At 55.1% G+C, this 15,167-nt stretch carries 14 protein-coding genes; 3 read left to right on the top strand and 11 right to left on the bottom strand.

Annotation, left to right across the window (positions count from 1 at the left end):
• The first annotated feature begins 82 nt into the window (after positions 1 to 82).
• Both BUA26_RS09105 and BUA26_RS09100 read left to right on the top strand, forming a co-directional pair.
• Positions 83 to 607: a hypothetical protein gene (locus BUA26_RS09105; protein ID WP_143154215.1), complete on the top strand. Its 525-nt coding sequence runs from the start codon at positions 83 to 85 to the stop codon at positions 605 to 607.
• A 61-nt stretch (positions 608 to 668) separates the two neighbouring features.
• A complete protein-coding gene (locus BUA26_RS09100; RefSeq protein ID WP_072759712.1) occupies positions 669 to 956 on the top strand; it encodes a hypothetical protein in 288 nt (95 codons plus the stop codon).
• 582 nt (positions 957 to 1,538) lie between these two features.
• Here BUA26_RS09100 and BUA26_RS09095 read toward each other — a convergent pair.
• The 4 genes from BUA26_RS09095 to BUA26_RS09085 all read right to left on the bottom strand — a co-directional run bounded on the left by BUA26_RS09095 (position 1,539) and on the right by BUA26_RS09085 (position 5,616).
• Positions 1,539 to 2,510, bottom strand: coding sequence for an HNH endonuclease signature motif containing protein (locus BUA26_RS09095; RefSeq protein ID WP_143154214.1), 972 nt, complete (start codon positions 2,508 to 2,510; stop codon positions 1,539 to 1,541).
• A 131-nt stretch (positions 2,511 to 2,641) separates the two neighbouring features.
• Complete coding sequence (locus BUA26_RS20725) at positions 2,642 to 3,625, bottom strand: PDDEXK family nuclease (protein ID WP_255368219.1); 984 nt, start codon at positions 3,623 to 3,625, stop codon at positions 2,642 to 2,644.
• An 8-nt stretch (positions 3,626 to 3,633) separates the two neighbouring features.
• A complete protein-coding gene (locus BUA26_RS09090; RefSeq protein WP_218587792.1) occupies positions 3,634 to 5,004 on the bottom strand; it encodes a DNA cytosine methyltransferase in 1,371 nt (456 codons plus the stop codon).
• A gap of 27 nt (positions 5,005 to 5,031) precedes the next feature.
• Positions 5,032 to 5,616, bottom strand: coding sequence for a recombinase family protein (locus tag BUA26_RS09085; protein ID WP_072759707.1), 585 nt, complete (start codon positions 5,614 to 5,616; stop codon positions 5,032 to 5,034).
• A 650-nt stretch (positions 5,617 to 6,266) separates the two neighbouring features.
• Between BUA26_RS09085 and BUA26_RS20595 the strand changes: the two genes are divergently transcribed.
• Positions 6,267 to 6,695, top strand: coding sequence for a hypothetical protein (locus BUA26_RS20595; protein ID WP_218587791.1), 429 nt, complete (start codon positions 6,267 to 6,269; stop codon positions 6,693 to 6,695).
• A 10-nt stretch (positions 6,696 to 6,705) separates the two neighbouring features.
• Here the strand turns inward: BUA26_RS20595 and BUA26_RS09075 are convergent, their stop codons facing one another.
• From BUA26_RS09075 to rnpA, 7 genes are all read right to left on the bottom strand, one after another.
• Complete coding sequence (locus BUA26_RS09075; RefSeq protein ID WP_072759703.1) at positions 6,706 to 7,791, bottom strand: DNA cytosine methyltransferase; 1,086 nt, start codon at positions 7,789 to 7,791, stop codon at positions 6,706 to 6,708.
• A complete protein-coding gene (locus BUA26_RS09070) occupies positions 7,788 to 8,525 on the bottom strand; it encodes an MAE_28990/MAE_18760 family HEPN-like nuclease (protein ID WP_072759701.1) in 738 nt (245 codons plus the stop codon). Before BUA26_RS09070 ends, BUA26_RS09075 begins: the two co-directional genes overlap by 4 nt.
• Before the next feature lie 2 nt (positions 8,526 to 8,527).
• Entirely contained in the window at positions 8,528 to 9,598 is a 1,071-nt protein-coding gene (locus tag BUA26_RS09065) for a DUF262 domain-containing protein (RefSeq protein ID WP_072759699.1), read from the bottom strand.
• A gap of 400 nt (positions 9,599 to 9,998) precedes the next feature.
• Positions 9,999 to 11,357: a tyrosine-type recombinase/integrase gene (locus BUA26_RS09055; protein ID WP_072759695.1), complete on the bottom strand. Its 1,359-nt coding sequence runs from the start codon at positions 11,355 to 11,357 to the stop codon at positions 9,999 to 10,001.
• Between the two features lie 176 nt (positions 11,358 to 11,533).
• Positions 11,534 to 12,880, bottom strand: coding sequence for a tRNA uridine-5-carboxymethylaminomethyl(34) synthesis GTPase MnmE (gene mnmE, locus BUA26_RS09050; RefSeq protein ID WP_072759693.1), 1,347 nt, complete (start codon positions 12,878 to 12,880; stop codon positions 11,534 to 11,536).
• Positions 12,881 to 12,956: 76 nt separating this feature from the next.
• Positions 12,957 to 14,696: a membrane protein insertase YidC gene (gene yidC, locus BUA26_RS09045; RefSeq protein ID WP_072759691.1), complete on the bottom strand. Its 1,740-nt coding sequence runs from the start codon at positions 14,694 to 14,696 to the stop codon at positions 12,957 to 12,959.
• Positions 14,697 to 14,760: 64 nt separating this feature from the next.
• Positions 14,761 to 15,165, bottom strand: a complete 405-nt coding sequence (rnpA, locus tag BUA26_RS09040; RefSeq protein WP_072759689.1) for a ribonuclease P protein component — start codon at positions 15,163 to 15,165, stop codon at positions 14,761 to 14,763.
• Between the last annotated feature and the right edge of the window lie 2 nt (positions 15,166 to 15,167).

Here is a 15,167-nt window from a genome sequence, read left to right as displayed (position 1 = left end):
CAATTTGCTTATTGAGCTGCCAAAAAATTCGCTCGGAAAAACGTCGATCAGGGCTCAAGGCATCCTAGGGGGAGGACATCACGTGCGTACACCGTTCAAAGTTATGTGGGTTTTCATCATCGGCATAGTCGGTTTCGTAGCCTTCTCCAGTTTTACTCAGCAGCAAGGTGAGGCAAGTACGACAAGCGACGGTACAGCTATAGCATCCGAAGCAAACACCTCAGGTTGGGCCAGCTCGACTGGCATCTTTATGGAGCGCTGGAACAGCGAAGTTGAAGCCGCGTATCGAATTAGTGACTTCCACAAGACCCGTCTGGGCTATAACGCCGGCGACTTTCTGGGTGGAACAATCCTCCAGTACGACCAGACCTTTACGCTCACGACGCACAACCAAGACATGTTTGCCTCGCTATGTGTCCAGACCACGGAAGCATCGCTGGGAATCCCGCTGGACGATGCCGTAGCCGTCGTGAGGCAGGCTGTAAGCGACATGCAAACCGCGCCAATGTCCTACGGGCTAGTGGATTTCCATGGCTACTACGTGAGCACGCAGGTATTTGCTGCCGCCCAAAATTACGTCTGCACCATCCGTCCGAAGTCAGATTGAACTCACCACAGGACTCCTTGCTCCGCAGGACGTGTTCCTCACAATTTTAAGGATCTGACTCATGGGATCGATCTTCGGAAAGTTGCTGACTGCCTACGCGTTCTACACCCTGAACGGTGCAGGTTTGCTGGTTATCTTCTTCGCTGGGTCTTGCTGGTACGTCCAAGGCAACTACGGGTGGATAGCTCTGGGTGTCTACCTTGTCGTGTGGTGGATCCTCTTCGAATGCCTCATTAGGGCCATCGCGAACTGGATCAACAAGAATTCGCCGTACTACGGTAACAAGCCGCTGGAGCCTGAGGTTCGCGAGAAGAAAGAGAAGGTCAGAGCAACGCGGCACGGTTACTGATCGAGCGCCGTGGAGCACCCGAAAGCTTTGGCGATGCCTCTACCACAACCAGAACGAGATTCGCATGTCAGAACTTACCGATGAATCGCTGACGTTTCGTGTCCATGCGATGGCTCTATCCGCACGAGTCGTTGAGACTGCTGTAAGCCTTGCGATAGCTGCTGGAGAGTCTGTAGATCGGCCGCTAACGGAAGCTCAGCTTAAGCGCGCGTTCGAAGTTCACGTAGCGGAGGATCTGATCCTCACACGCCTTCTCATCGATCATGCAGAGTTCATGGCGTTGCCGGCGCACGTACGCTCACTGCGCCTCAGTGGAATGATATCTTGAGCGCGATCTGTGAAATCGCGTTACAAGTTTGGTCTTTTTATCGACTACATTTTTAAAGTTCGTAGGACAGCGTCTAAAGCCATTCTCTGCGCGGGTGCTACTCGGCCATCCAAGATGACTTTGGCAGGCCTCTGGCACACCTTGCAAGGGTTTGAAGGTACGAGTTGGATTGCAAGCTGGCACGCCATCGCCGGATACGAACGTCTCAGAATGGCAGTACAGATGTGACCGGTACAGCTACATCACATGGATCATCATCTTTGGGCGACTTTGACACCTGCGAAATGCTGATAATGCGCTACAACGGTGAGATCAAGCTCCACGACACCTTCAGTGTTGATGTGAAGCAACCCACCATCGTATAGAGCATGCAGGTCTTTTCTTAGTAGGTATCCATCCTCGGCGCGGTTGTGGCCAAGGCGCCAATCACGGCCTTTCAGATGTGCCGCGTCCAAGGCTTTGACAACATCGCAGCCGCTGATAATGCAGCGTCCGTTGAAGGCTCGAAAAACGAGATTTCGGAATGCTGCTTGATCCGGTCGCGCCTCTACGCTGACAAACCTAGCAGCTCTCACTTCAAGGCTGGAGGATGTCTGTTGCGCCTCTACGCTATCGTTATCTTTGGACTTCCAAAACTCATACAAGCGTTGGCGTTCTGCCTCATCGTCGTTAACACCGAACTCCTTGACTATGCCCGATGAACAGCGCTGTGTCGTTTTGCCAACGATCAAGGCTGTAATGATTGGCTCATCACGGTTGTCTGCTTGATGTCCAAGGAAATCCATGGCGTGTCGCAGGCTGAATCGGTCGATGCTAAAGGCATCCATGATTTGCCCGTAAGTAACCTTGCCATAGCCACGTGCTACCTCGATCAGCCAATCCCGGATAGCGGGTAATTTTAGCTTGTAAGCGGCATCGTCCTTTTGACTTGAAGGTTTACTCTTCGAGGGCTTTTCCAGCAATACCATGAGTCGGCGCTTGACGTTTTCACCAACATTCGCGGCAGGCTTCAGGCCGGGAAGCCAGCGTCTACCCATCTCATCCAAGACGGCAGAAATGTTTTGCATCCGGTACTCAAACGCTTTCGCTGATCGACCGAATTGTTTCGATAGATCCTGATAGACCTGACGTTTCGAGTATGACTTCGACTCGGCTTCAAGCAGCATCATCTTTTTGTAGGCCATGACAGATGCCGATAGCTCTTGGTCACTCCATTCATCGGACATAGCATTTTCCTGTAAGCGGCTCGCCATCTAGGATAGCGACCTGCGATTCCCGCATCCCAAATCCTTGCTTGAGAATTTCGGCTACTGCTTTTTGCAGCATTTTCTACAACATCTAACGCCTTCGGGCACAGTCAATTTTCATAGGCATCGCAAAAGTGTCTCATAAGGAACAGAAGCCAAGGTATCTGGCTAGCTTGCAAAATCCCGACATTGAAGGATGGCGAAGAATACCCAAGCGGCAAGGACACGATTTCGTAAAGGTCGCCGATCACATAGTTCGTATCAGCCGGGTCAGCGTACCCAGGCATTACACATGCTCGAATGAGCGCGACACATACCTCCATAAGGCATGGTGGGCCGCCTAGATAACTCCACCAATCTGCTCCGATACGAACAGAAGCTCTAGCTCTGGCATTCCCCAGAAGAAATTCGCACTCCCAACGTTGCCAAGGTGGAGATAGAACTTTCTCAGGCGGCAGCTTCTCAACGATCTTACGAAGAATGTGCCAGTCTTTTTTGTTGGACTGCGCCCGTGTTCCGTAGAGTACGCCATAGCTGAAATCGAGCACCGTTGCGCCATTGGTACTCAGCCATGAAGGACCGTAGCTCAGAACATTGTCGGCGAAATTTTCGCTCATTTCGTCGTTAAGGCAGCGTGGTCCACTCTTTAGAGTCGCAGCTCTAAGCACAGGTAAGGCGAGCTGTAGGCCATCTAGCGCAGAGTTGGCCGTATGCATCCCACTTGGCACTGCGCTCCATCCATATATTGGAAGAGCTACATCCTCAATCATGCGTCCGGCGGACGTTTCCATGGAAGAAAAGAGCTTCGCTGGGAGAATGTCACCCTCAATCTGACTGAGTCGCGTATAGCCCTTGGCCTGTGCGTATACCATCAGTACAAATGGATTCGTGCTGAAAGTCCTAAGCGGAGCGTTCGCAAACGGAAGAGATTCGATATGGTTAGTAACCCGCCGGCGAAACCCGCTTTCCAGCGCTAAAATTCGGCCACGACTGAGAGGATCATGGTCAACAGTCGCCAAAGCTTTAAGGATGCTCACCTTCGAGAAGACGGTAGCTGGGACGTTCGCCGGTAAATGGGGATTCCTGGGAGCCATCAATATTCCTAGAGAGTTACCGCGTTGCGTAGCGTGCGAACTCGCTGCTTGGTTTTAGGCTCGCTGTAACGAGAGTCTTCGTCGCCTATGTCATCCCAAACAACCGCCTTACCATCCTTAAACCATTTCCTGGTGCGTATATGAGACTGGAGGTACACCAGTCTGTAACCCTCTCGCACCGTCGTAAATCGGTGCCAGCTTCGCGCTTTGAGAGTGTCGAGGGTTTCAGCAACTACGAGCCCGGCAATGCTTCCTAAACGCGTGGGAACGGCGTTGCCGATCTGCGTATATTTGTCGGCAAGCTTGCCGCAAAACACCCAATCATCGGGAAACTCCTGGATCCGAGCGTATTCGCGTACGCTCAGGGCACGTGTTTGAGTCGGATGACAAAGCGATGTGCTTGCGTGATTTGGCAGTGTCACTAGCGTAGGGCATGGAAGATTCATAGTAAGGCGTCGCCACCATCCAGATCGACCACCTTTAGCGACCCAGGCTTTCCCCATGGACTCCTTTTGCATGTCCACGGGCAGACTCCGCCAGTTCGAGCCTGGCGGAACATGTGCAAGAAAAGTCTTCTTGCGTTCGCTGAAGTCGAGTACTTCGGGAGTGCGATCACGCAACCCTGAAAGTGCATCGGCAAGGGTTCGCCATGGCTGAAAGCCATTGGGCTCCGCTGCGAAAAGAGTCGATTGTTCCGGTTCCTCGGATGATGTGAGGTCAGCGGGATTTCGGTGAGTAGGTTGCGGAAAATCTACCTGCGCGTTGTAGCGATTGCCTATGAATAGAAGGCGCTCACGAATCTGAGGCGCGCCATAGTTCACCGAGTTAACTTCAAACACGTCCATGTGATAGCTAGCGCCTGGTAGCTCCTGGAGGTCGCTAGCAAATTTCTGAACCACGGATCCAGGTTCCTCATCTGCATCGAGCGGTCTCAGATGGCGTTGATCAATCGGGCGGTGTTTGAGCGCTGCCGAAATCAATCCACGAACGTTTTCCATCACAAAGACCTTCGGGCGCATTGCTTCGACGAATCGCAGGAATTGCCACAACATCGTGCCTCGCAAATCTTGGGTAGTGCCACGCTTTCCGGCAGTACTGAAGGATTGGCACGGCGGCCCACCAACAAGAACGTCGAGTTGACCGGGTTTCAAGCCAACTGCCCGCATCACTTCGAACGGATCAATGTCCGCGATGTCGCCCTCGAAGACCATGGTTTCTCCTCCGAGATGGCCCAATCCGACGTTCTTCCTTATGGTTTCGCAAAAGGCGGGCACCTTTTCCACCGCCGCAAGTAGCTCAAACCTCCCGGTCTGGTGCATGCCAATGTCTAGACCCATCGCGCCCGAAAAAAGTGAGATTGTCTTGTATTTTTGCTTCAAGGTTGCATCCACTCTTTTAGCTATCGGTTAGATCAAACTATCCGGCGCGCTGCTTTCATGCTTAAGCGCACGGTAGGCAGTTGCGACACCCACATTGAATCGCTCCGCAATCTGAGGCATGGAAAAGTTCTCCTCCTCGCGCAGCGTGCGAATCCGCTGACACTGTTCAAGCGTCAGAGCACGCTTGCGGCCAAAGACAACGCCCTTCTTTTTGGCCTTCAGGATGCCATCGTTTTGGCGTTCCGCCCTGATATCGCACTCGAATTCTGCAAAGGCTCCCAGCAGGGAGAACATCAGCTTGCCCTCGGATGTAGCTGTGTCGATAGCCTGATCGAGCACCTTGAGTACTACACCCTTGCTCTTGAGCTGATCAGCAATCTTTGCAAGATCGAGAACAGACCGTGCCATGCGATCAAGCCGGGTGATCACTAGAACATCACCATCACGTAGGAACTGAAGGCATGCCTGCAGCTCTGCTCGACCTTCCGCCTGTCTGCCGGATCGCTTCTCCGCGAAGACTCGTTTGCAACCAAACTCCGTCAGCTTGTCCTGCTGCAAATCCAGAGACTGACCAGCACTGGAAACACGTGCATATCCGACGATCTCACCCATATCAAATCTCCTATAGGTTGAGATTGTAGTATTTTGATATGAGTTTTGATAGGCCTAAGTCACGGTATCGAAAGGTATACCTTTCGATTGGGTGTATCGTCTGACGCAGTTCGGCCCACGCAATTGCCCAAACCAGATGTGGCGGAAGGGTCTAGGAGATTGCCCGCACCCGGCTCACTTGGTTGCCCGAGCATCTAACCACCTCCAATCAGTGATGAGGTGCATTATGACTAAGATGGTTTTCGCTTTAGCCGCGATCACGATCGTCCCGGCCATTTGCAGCGCCCAACAAGGCCTCTCCGACTTACTTAATGCAAGGACGACAACGACGAACCAAGGAGCTACTGGCCCCTCAGGCTCCGAAGTTGTCAATCAGACAACAACACTGAACCTCTATGAGCAAAAGGGATTTTCACTGGGTGCCTATTCCTCCACGACGGTAACGGGAGGGACTGCAATTACGGGGGTGTATCCAACAGGTAATTGGGGTTCAAGTAGTAACTCCGTGGTTGGCGGTGCCGTGACAATAAATTTTCCCGGCGAGCACTCCCGCCCGAGATACAGTGGCAAGAGTCAACTCCCTAAGGCGAGACAGTCTGATCCAATAACCATTGGAGGCGGACAACGCGGCGCTCATTAGGAGAATGGCCATGCGATCACGTCGCGTTTTGCTCTTCGTTGTCAGCTTGCTAACAACCACTACAATTCGCGCACAAGACCCAGATGTAGGTCAAACCCTACAAATGATTGCGTCCTTCTATGAGTCGTGTGCCGATGTCACTGACGTGCAGCGCGAAGGATCATCCTTCCGAATCTACGAAAATAATGGAGCGCAGTCGTACTTGGAATTTGATTTGGACGACTTCAATACACCATCAAAGCATGACGTGATAGCTATTCTGGAATGCAGCACAGGGGCATGCGTCCACGGCTACATGGCAGACTCTATGAACCCGGGCTCATGGAAGAAATATCACTCGTACGCTTCCCTAACAGTCGTTTGTGACTCTGATGTTGAGGTAAAGCTTACAAAGCTATATCGCTACTACTACCGCATGCTTCAGCAGCAAGGTGGCTAAGCTTTAATGCCTAGGCACATTCGCGCTTTTCAGCAGATGCGTAGAAGGCCACGTGACTTTTCAATGTTTCCGCTATCACTTCGCCAAGGCGAACGGGTACTGCGTTTCCAATCAATCGACCAAGCAAGCTAAATTTTGCTTTCTCGTCTTTCTTGAGGAAACGGTAGCCAACGGGAAAAGTCTGCAGCATTGCGGCTTCACGTAATGTAATGGCTCGATCCTGCTCAGGGTGGCCGAACCTACCGTTGCCATAGCCAAAGCACTGGGTTGTCATAGTCGGACCGGGCTGGTTCCACTCCATGCGGCCGTACACACTTGGATAGGTGTCTCCACTGACTTTCCTATGGCACGCAGCACGCATAGATGGATGCCAATCACGCCATGTTCCACCCGGACGCGAGGCTTTGATTCTCTTCATGTTGAGGTCGCTAAGACGAGGAGCAATATGTAGCGGATCTTTTTTATCAGCCTGCCCGGCTACCACGGGTCGTAGATGAGCAATAGCGTCCTTAACCGTCACTTTGCGCCGATTCGATTCCGAAATGGACAACCCTTCTGGCCCAAACTTGGAAGCAAACAACACCAAGCGTTTACGAGTTTGCGGCACACCTATGCTCGAACACTCAACTACGCTCCAAGAGACGTGGTAACCATGCAAGTCACTCAGAAATTCTTGAAAAACTGGATGCTGCTCGACTTGAGGCACATTTTCCATCGTCACAAGATCAGGCTGCACCTCTCGGACTAGCCGTCCAAAACTGGCGACGAGTTCCCAGTCTTCGTTGATCCCACTCTTTCGGCCACCACGGCTATAGGTGGAGAACGGCTGGCAAGGAGCACATCCGGCCAGAAGCTTGAGTCCGCGTTCGCTAAACAACTTGCGGACAGTCTTGCCGGAGAGAGTCTTGACGTCCTGCTCAATGAATGCGGCGGCATTGTTGGCTTCGTACGGGAAGCGGCAAATGCTATCCAAATCGACACCAGCAACAACCTTAACCCCGCCTAGGATTAACCCATGGGTAAGCCCGCCAACCCCACAGAACAAATCCACAGCCTGAATTTCAGTTCGCTTCTTCTTTGATTCTTTAGTCTTCAAGCGTGTGCCGGCCTTTTTTCTTCGAGTAAGAACCCGTGTCCTTGGATGAATGTGTCAAAGGCATCAACGACCTCTCTTAGGTACGCCGCCGTGCGATTCGCAAGATCTCTGAGCTCGCTTACTGTCACGTTTTCACCACACTCGGCAAAGGAGATTCCTCCATGTGCCAAAGAGTTGCGAAGATCTTTAACGAGAGCCAGCGGTCCTTTGTCGTCGCGAAACTTCCTCTTGATCGCTTGGTAGACCGGATTACTGACTTTCAGCTGGAATCCCAGCCTCACAGCAATGCCCTCTATAGCAAAATCATCCCAGTTGCCGCCACCGCCGGCCTCCATCTTGAAGCCTTCGACTGGCAGAGAACCAACCATGTGTTCACACAGAGCAAGCGCGCTTACTAGGCGATGTTCATAGTTCAGATCCACGTGCGTTCTAGCCATGACCCGCACCCATTCCCGTCGCAAGTCAATTGTCAGGTCGGCTGGATTCCATTTTCCTACCAGAAGTGCAGCTTCGGTGACCGCATTTACACAACGGACTACGGTCGCTTCCACAAGGTTATAGAGATGAAGGTAAACGCCTGAGTAGAGAATTCTCTGCTGCTGGACCGTGATCAAGTTTCCGCCACTAAGTCGGGGAGGGCCAGATTGAGCATCTTTTTCTACCGACTCCAAGAATTCAAGATAGGCCTCTATCTCTTTTCGTCGCTCTTCAAATGCTTGCTTTACATCTTCCATGATCAACCCTCGAGCAATCGATCACGTACGTAACCTGTCCGTGCTTTCAGACGAGCCACTGCGTTAGCACCGTCAGAACCAGTGATGGCTGCAAATTCTTGACTACCAAGCCATCGTTCAACGTCTGGATGATTGTTTCTCAGTTGCGGCTGTTGTTGGAGAGCCAGAAGAGAGCCAATGGAAATCGCTTCGAACCTTGCTCGTGGCGTGGCCTTGCCCGTAGCGGCTCGGCGGAAACCGTGCGGGAAAATTTCCTTCACGAAGCCCATGACATCATTGAAGCGTTGCCGATACCCTTCCTCCTTCTCAGGATTGGCATCGAACTCTTGGTTCATTCGCTTGACGTACTGAAATATGAACTCGGATGGTCGATCTCGATATCCATCGAGTCCATCACCGTAAGCAAAAAAGCGCGTTACGAGTTCTTCGAGTTCTCGCTCCTTTGCTTGCTTGGGCGAAACTGGTGCCAAGTCCTTCATCTCGGATGTCTCCGCGAGTGCTATGACCATCCGCATAAACGGTCCGGTCAATGCGCCTCGGCGCACCTCTGCTTTGTTGGCAACTTTGCTTCCAGTATTGATGCGTTCAAACATGTCGAATCGAGCTTGCTCATCCGCATGTTCGTTCAGAACGATGCCTCTGATCGACCTGTTTCGGATCTTTCGCTGCCGCGACTCCGGCAGATCAGCAAAGCGGAATCCCGATAGCGAAGCGAGAGATTCAAGTTCGGTGAGCCTCAAGTCGCCAAGGACGAATTCTTCGAGTGTACGAAGGCGCTGCGAGCCGTCGACGATCTCTAACTTGCCGTTTTCCATCTCCCAAAAGAACAGAAAGGGAATAGGAAGGCCCATGAGAACTGACTCAATGAATCGAGATTTTCGCTCTGGTTCCCACGTAAACGCCCGCTGGTAACCTGGTACCACGAACTCGCCGTCACGCATTTTTTGAGCCAAGATCTCGACGGAGTACTCGGTCATATAGAAGTCTATTCTCTTAGACTGTTCTACGATCTCGGCTTCGGCAGCGTCTGCTTGCGCCGAAGTTATGACAATTTGCTTAGCATGAAATGCCATAGTCTTCGATCTTCCGTCTGGTTCTTCTTTGGGAGCAGCCAGCTTAGTTGTTGGCCTTAACTATGGTACGTGCGGGCTGACTTTCTAGCTAACCCTAAATTTGTACCGTGTCAGTCTCAATGGACGCGATCAACGCTGATTGTTGGAGACATTTTCAAGGAAATCTAAGCTTAAGACTGCCCAAGCAACGCGCTCAGCAGATATCGTCTGAGTGCAGGATCTGCCTGAACCTGCTGGAGCACCGCACCAAACTGTGCCGGAATCTTGGGAGCATGGGTGTCAGCGTCTCCTCCATGCAGCAGAGTCTGGAGGTAGCGTTCCCACTTCTGGGCGCTGTCGGTCTCATGCACACCCAGTTTACGTGCCTTGGGATGCCTCCAGGGTGGTAAGTGGTTGTCACCTATGGTGTCGCCATCAATCTCTTGATCACGTAAGCACGCAGAGATTCATCATCACGAATTCTCTCAAGTAGGGTATCCAGTTCACGAACTACCCTTGCGTTGTCCGGCGAGGCGGGTTTCGTCGACAAGCTTTGTAGATAGCTTTCCCACTTAAGTAGCGCGGCGAAGCGTTGATCAAGCAACTCTGATCGGTCATAGACCTTTTTTATCCCTGTCGGTCTGTGATTCAAACAGAGCTCCGCAACATTCGTGGCCACACCAAGATCTGACAAGTGCGTGCGGACGGTACGTCTTAGATCGTGGATCACCACTCCGCTGGGTAGCCCTGTAATGTTACGTAGCGCTGTATTGATGCCAGACTTCGACAAAGGAATTTTGCCGTATCCCCTGCTTGATGGAAGCACCCAGCAACTTCCTGCAGCGAGCTCATGAAGTTCGTTAAAAATGCCCACGGCCTGCGCCGACAACTTGTGTCTGATCGGAGCTCCGTTCTTGCTGTTGTCCTTGGGGATATCCCACACCCCATTGCTGATGTCTGTCCAACGAGCGGCCAGTAGCTCTCCCTTTCTTACTGGGATGAGCAACAAGAGCCTGAGAGCAAGCTTCATTGGACGGGGCAAGCTGCTCGTTTCGACAGCTTGTAGCCAGACGGGAATTTCTTCTCGGCTAAGGACGCGATCACGCGTTTGCGCTGGTGCTACGTGTCTAGGGTCAATACCGGTAACAGGATTCTTGGAGACGTTGCCCCGGCGCACGCAGTAGTCGAACACTCTCTTGAGAACGCTCTGCACTCGTCGTGCCGCTTGTCCATGCCCTCTTGATCGAACGGGGTCGATGCACCGCCAAAGGCTCGCCTTGTCGATGGCCGTAAGCTCCATTGACCCAATGACGGGGAGAATGTCTCTACGAAGATAGGTTTCGTCCTGCAGGGAGTTCTTGTTCGCTGGTTTAAGGTCATTCTCGACCCAATCCGCTGCCAGATCCGAGAATGTGCGGGCAGATCCTAGCCTCACACCACGTTTCACCTCAGCTGGCGACTTGCCTAGCGCTACCTCCGACCGTTTCTCTGCGTGAAGCCTATAGGCCTCCTTAAGCGGCAAGGCGGGATAGCTGCCCAGAGTGATCTTGTCGCGTTTGCCAGTACCAGGTAGACGGTACCTATAGCGGAACGTGATCCTTCCAGAAGTAAGGACTTCGGCGTAGAGCCCATCGGTACCCCATAGGATTTCACGCTTGTCGCGTTTCTTGCCGTAGGCATTCCTTAAGCTCGCAACGTTGAGCCTCTTGGACTTTTCTTGGCCTTCTGCATTCTCATCGTCCCGATCCTTCTCTTCCCTGAAAATATTCTTCGACGCCATGATCGTCTCGTTCGCTGTGGGCCCAATCTCTCAAGTGTGCCCCATAGTGAGCCCAAAAGACTAGAGAAGCCTCCGCACATCGATGGACGATCATGGACTAAGAGATATATTAAAATATTGATTTACTTATATTTTATAATTTTCATGAACGCCTATCGCGCTTGATGGACGAACTTCTACTTGCCGATGCAGAACGAGCCGAAGATGGCGCCGAGCAGATCGTCGCTGCTGTAGCTGCCGGTGATTTCGCCGAGTGCATGCTGGGCATGACGAAGTTCCTCGGCGGCGAGTTCACCGGCGCGGCTGGTCGCGAGTACGGCAGCGGTGCGATCGAGATGCGCGGCGACTTGCTGTAGCGCGATGACGTGGCGGCGGCGCGCACTGAAGCTCCCCTCGCCGCCGCCGGCGCCTGCCAGCTGCTTGAGATGTTCGCGCAAAGCGTCCAGGCCGGCGCCGGTTTTCACGGATGCCCATAGCCAGATCATGCCGTCACGCGATTCGTGACGAGCGCTCGCGTGATCGAGATCGATCTTGTTGATCAGCACCAGCCGTTCGACATTCGTCGACAGTCCGGCGAGCAGCGACAAGTCGTCTTGCACGTGCTGCGCATCGGTCACCAGCAGCGCTACGTCGGCGCGCGCCAGTTCGCCATGGGCACGGCGCACGCCTTCGCGTTCGACCTCGTCGTCGGTCTCGCGCAGGCCGGCGGTGTCCGCGAGTTCCAGTGCGATGCCATCGAGGCTGAGGCTTTCGCGCAATACGTCGCGGGTGGTGCCGGCGGCGGCATTGACGATGGCGCGGTCGCTGCCGGCCAGCGCATTCAACAAGCTGGACTTGCCGGCGTTGGGACGGCCGATGATCGCCACACGCAAGCCGTCGTTGAGGCGCAGCCCGCGCTGCGCCTCACGCAGCAGCTCGGCCAGTTCGGTGCGCACGGCTTGCAGTTGCTGGCCGATCGCGGGGTCGGCGAGGAAGTCGATTTCCTCCTCGGGAAAATCGATGGCCGCCTCGATATGCACGCGCAACGCGATCAGTGCCTGCAGCAAAGCTTCGACCTTGCGCGAGAACACGCCTTCCATCGATTGCAGCGCCGCACGGGCACCGGCCTGCGAGCGCGCCGCGATCAGGTCGGCGACGGCTTCGGCCTGGGCGAGGTCGAGCTTGCCGTTGAGGAAGGCGCGTTCGGTAAATTCGCCGGGCCGCGCCAGCCGCGCACCGAGTTCGCACACGCGACGCAGCAACAGATCGAGCAGCACCACACTGCCGTGACCTTGCAGCTCCAGCACGTGTTCACCCGTATACGAAGCGGGAGCCGGAAAATGCAGCAGCAGGCCGCGATCGATCAGCTCGCCGGCAGCATCGCGAAACGCGGCGAAGTGGGCGTGGCGCGCTTTCGGCTTGCGGCCGAGCAGGTTCTGCGCAATCGCCGGTACGGCTGGCCCGGACACACGCACCACACCAACGCCGGCTGCACCGGGTGCACTGGCAATCGCGGCAATCGTGTCGGTGGGGTGATCTGTCATGAGCATGGACTCTAAACGAAACAGCCGCGATGGTTGCCCGATCGCGGCTGTTGCTCTGTATTCGAGCTGATCTCGCTCAAGCGGCCTTGAGCACTTCCTCGCGATCGACGTGATGGGTGACCCACCACTGCTGGCCCAGACCGACCAGTCCGTTGACCGCGTAGTACAGACACAGGCCAGCGGGGAAGAACGCAAACATCACCGTGAACAGCAGCGGCATCACCTTCATCATCTTCGCCTGGGCCGGGTCCATGCCGGCGGCGACCGGGTTGAGCCACTGCGTACCCAGCATCACCGCCGCATAGATAATCGGCAGGATGTAGAACGGGTCGGGCGCGCTCAGGTCGGGAATCCACATGAACGCGGCGTGGCGCAGTTCCAGGCTGTACTGCAGCACGTAGAACAGGCCATAGAACACCGGCATGGTGATCAGCACCGGCAGGCAGCCGCCCATCGGGTTGACCTTCTCCTTCTTGTACAGCTCCATGGTGGCCTGCTGCATTTTGACCTTGTCGTCGCCGTAACGCTCCTTCAGCGCCTGGATCCGCGGTGCCAGCTTGCGCATCTTCGCGCTGGACTTGTATTGCACCGCCGTCAGCTTCCAGGTCAGACCCTTGATCAGCAGCACCAGCAGGATGATCGCGAGGCCCCAGTTCTTGCTGATCGCGTGGAACTGCGACAGCACCCAGTGCATCGGCACGGCGATGACCTTGAACATGCCGTAGTCGATGGTCAGGTCGAGGCCCGGCGCGACCGCGTCCAGCGTGCCCTGCACGTTCGGGCCGAGATACAGGTGCGACTGGCTGGTGAAGCTCTGGCCCGGTGCCACGCTCAAGGCGGGGCCGACCGCACGGATCAGGTAACGTGGGTGCGCGCTGTCGGGGTTGATCGTCTGGGTGGTGTATTGATCGGTCTCGCCAGCCGGCGGAATCCACGCGGTGACGAAGTACAGACGCAGCATCGCGGCCCAGCCGCCCTTGATCTGGCTGTCGAGCCGGTTCTTGTCTTTCTTGATATCCGCGAACGACAGCTTCTCGAACTTCTCGCCGGTGTACCAGGCGGCGCCCTGGAAGCTGCGCGACTCCGGGTTGGACATGTTGGTCAGCCAGTTGCCGGTATGCGGCGGCTCGACCCGCAGCAGCTGCTGGTAGGCATTGCCCTGCCAGGCCTGCGCCGCGCCGTTGTCGATGCGCTGGCTCACGCCGATCACATAGCTGCCGCGCTTGAAACTGTAAGTCTTGGTGACCTTGAGGCCTGCGGCATCCTGCCAGGTCAGCTCGACATTCAGTTCGTTCTGGCCATTGGCCAGCGTGTAAGCCGTCTGTGCGCTCTGGAACTGAGCCAGATGATTGGGCTGGTCCTGCGGCGCGGTATCGCTGCTGCTGACCAGGCCGCTCTGCGCCACGAAGTAGTGCGCGTCATCGTTGGCCAGCAGCACGGTGGGCGGCGGATTCGGCGCCTTGTGCGTGCGCGGTGCGTTGGGATAAGCCAGCAGATCCGCATGCACTACGCTGCCGCCGCGAGTATCGATACTCAGGTGCAGCACGTCGGTGTCAATGCTGATCAGCTGAGACGGCGGCTGCCCCGCGTGGGTGACGTCGGTGGCGATCGCCCCAGCCGCGGCGGGCGTTGCTGTCGAGTTCGCGGTGGCTGGGATCGCTCCCGGCACACTGCCATCGGCTGACGAGGCGGACGCGCTGGAGGTACTGGTCGTCGTCACCTGCGGGGGCGGTGCGTAGTCCTTCTCCCAGGCGGTGAACAGCAGGTAGGCCACAGCCATCAGGGCGAACAGGAGGAAGGTGCGCGTTTGATTCATCGCGTAGCAAATCCAGGTAACGCCACGACACTTTGAACGCCGCGGAGACAGAGAAAAGAAAGGGTCAACGCTCGATTGTGGAGGTGTCGTCAGTCCGCTTCAATGGTTCGGACGTTACAGGGCGGTTTGCGAGCAGCTTTTTCCACAACCCGTCGATCTCGACCAGCAATTGCGAACCGGGCACACCAGCCGCCTGTTCGCGCGCCATCACCATCAAGTCCACCGGCGGCAATTGATGACGAACGCGGCGGAACGATTCGCGCAGCAGCCGTTTGATCCGGTTTCGCTCGACCGCGCGCTTGGAAACGCGCTTGGAGATCGCCAGGCCGAGCCGCGCATGGCCTAGATCGTTGTCGCGATAACGCATATGAAAACAGCGGCCGCCTGCGCGTCCGCTGCTTGTCCGCAAGGCGGCGAAGTCACTTGGCCGACGTAGCCGCGCATCGCGCGGCAGCCCGGCGGTAGACATGA

The sequence above is a fragment of the Rhodanobacter sp. OK091 genome (assembly GCF_900142825.1).
Classification (GTDB): Bacteria; Pseudomonadota; Gammaproteobacteria; order Xanthomonadales; family Rhodanobacteraceae; genus Rhodanobacter.
The sequence above is the reverse complement of the archived record's forward strand: the minus strand, read 5'-3'. Positions and strand labels throughout refer to the sequence as shown.

What these genes read in the sequence shown, in the direction of transcription:
- BUA26_RS09055 (WP_072759695.1), bottom strand. Translation starts at nt 11,357, where the DNA reads ATGGCGTCGAAGAATATTTTCAGGGAAGAGAAGGATCGGGACGATGAG.
- BUA26_RS09085 (WP_072759707.1), bottom strand. Translation starts at nt 5,616, where the DNA reads ATGGGTGAGATCGTCGGATATGCACGTGTTTCCAGTGCTGGTCAGTCT.
- BUA26_RS09100 (WP_072759712.1), top strand. Translation starts at nt 669, where the DNA reads ATGGGATCGATCTTCGGAAAGTTGCTGACTGCCTACGCGTTCTACACC.
- BUA26_RS20725 (WP_255368219.1), bottom strand. Translation starts at nt 3,625, where the DNA reads ATGGCTCCCAGGAATCCCCATTTACCGGCGAACGTCCCAGCTACCGTC.
- yidC (WP_072759691.1), bottom strand. Translation starts at nt 14,696, where the DNA reads ATGAATCAAACGCGCACCTTCCTCCTGTTCGCCCTGATGGCTGTGGCC.
- rnpA (WP_072759689.1), bottom strand. Translation starts at nt 15,165, where the DNA reads ATGTCTACCGCCGGGCTGCCGCGCGATGCGCGGCTACGTCGGCCAAGT.
- BUA26_RS09070 (WP_072759701.1), bottom strand. Translation starts at nt 8,525, where the DNA reads ATGGAAGATGTAAAGCAAGCATTTGAAGAGCGACGAAAAGAGATAGAG.
- BUA26_RS20595 (WP_218587791.1), top strand. Translation starts at nt 6,267, where the DNA reads ATGCGATCACGTCGCGTTTTGCTCTTCGTTGTCAGCTTGCTAACAACC.
- mnmE (WP_072759693.1), bottom strand. Translation starts at nt 12,880, where the DNA reads ATGACAGATCACCCCACCGACACGATTGCCGCGATTGCCAGTGCACCC.
- BUA26_RS09095 (WP_143154214.1), bottom strand. Translation starts at nt 2,510, where the DNA reads ATGTCCGATGAATGGAGTGACCAAGAGCTATCGGCATCTGTCATGGCC.
- BUA26_RS09065 (WP_072759699.1), bottom strand. Translation starts at nt 9,598, where the DNA reads ATGGCATTTCATGCTAAGCAAATTGTCATAACTTCGGCGCAAGCAGAC.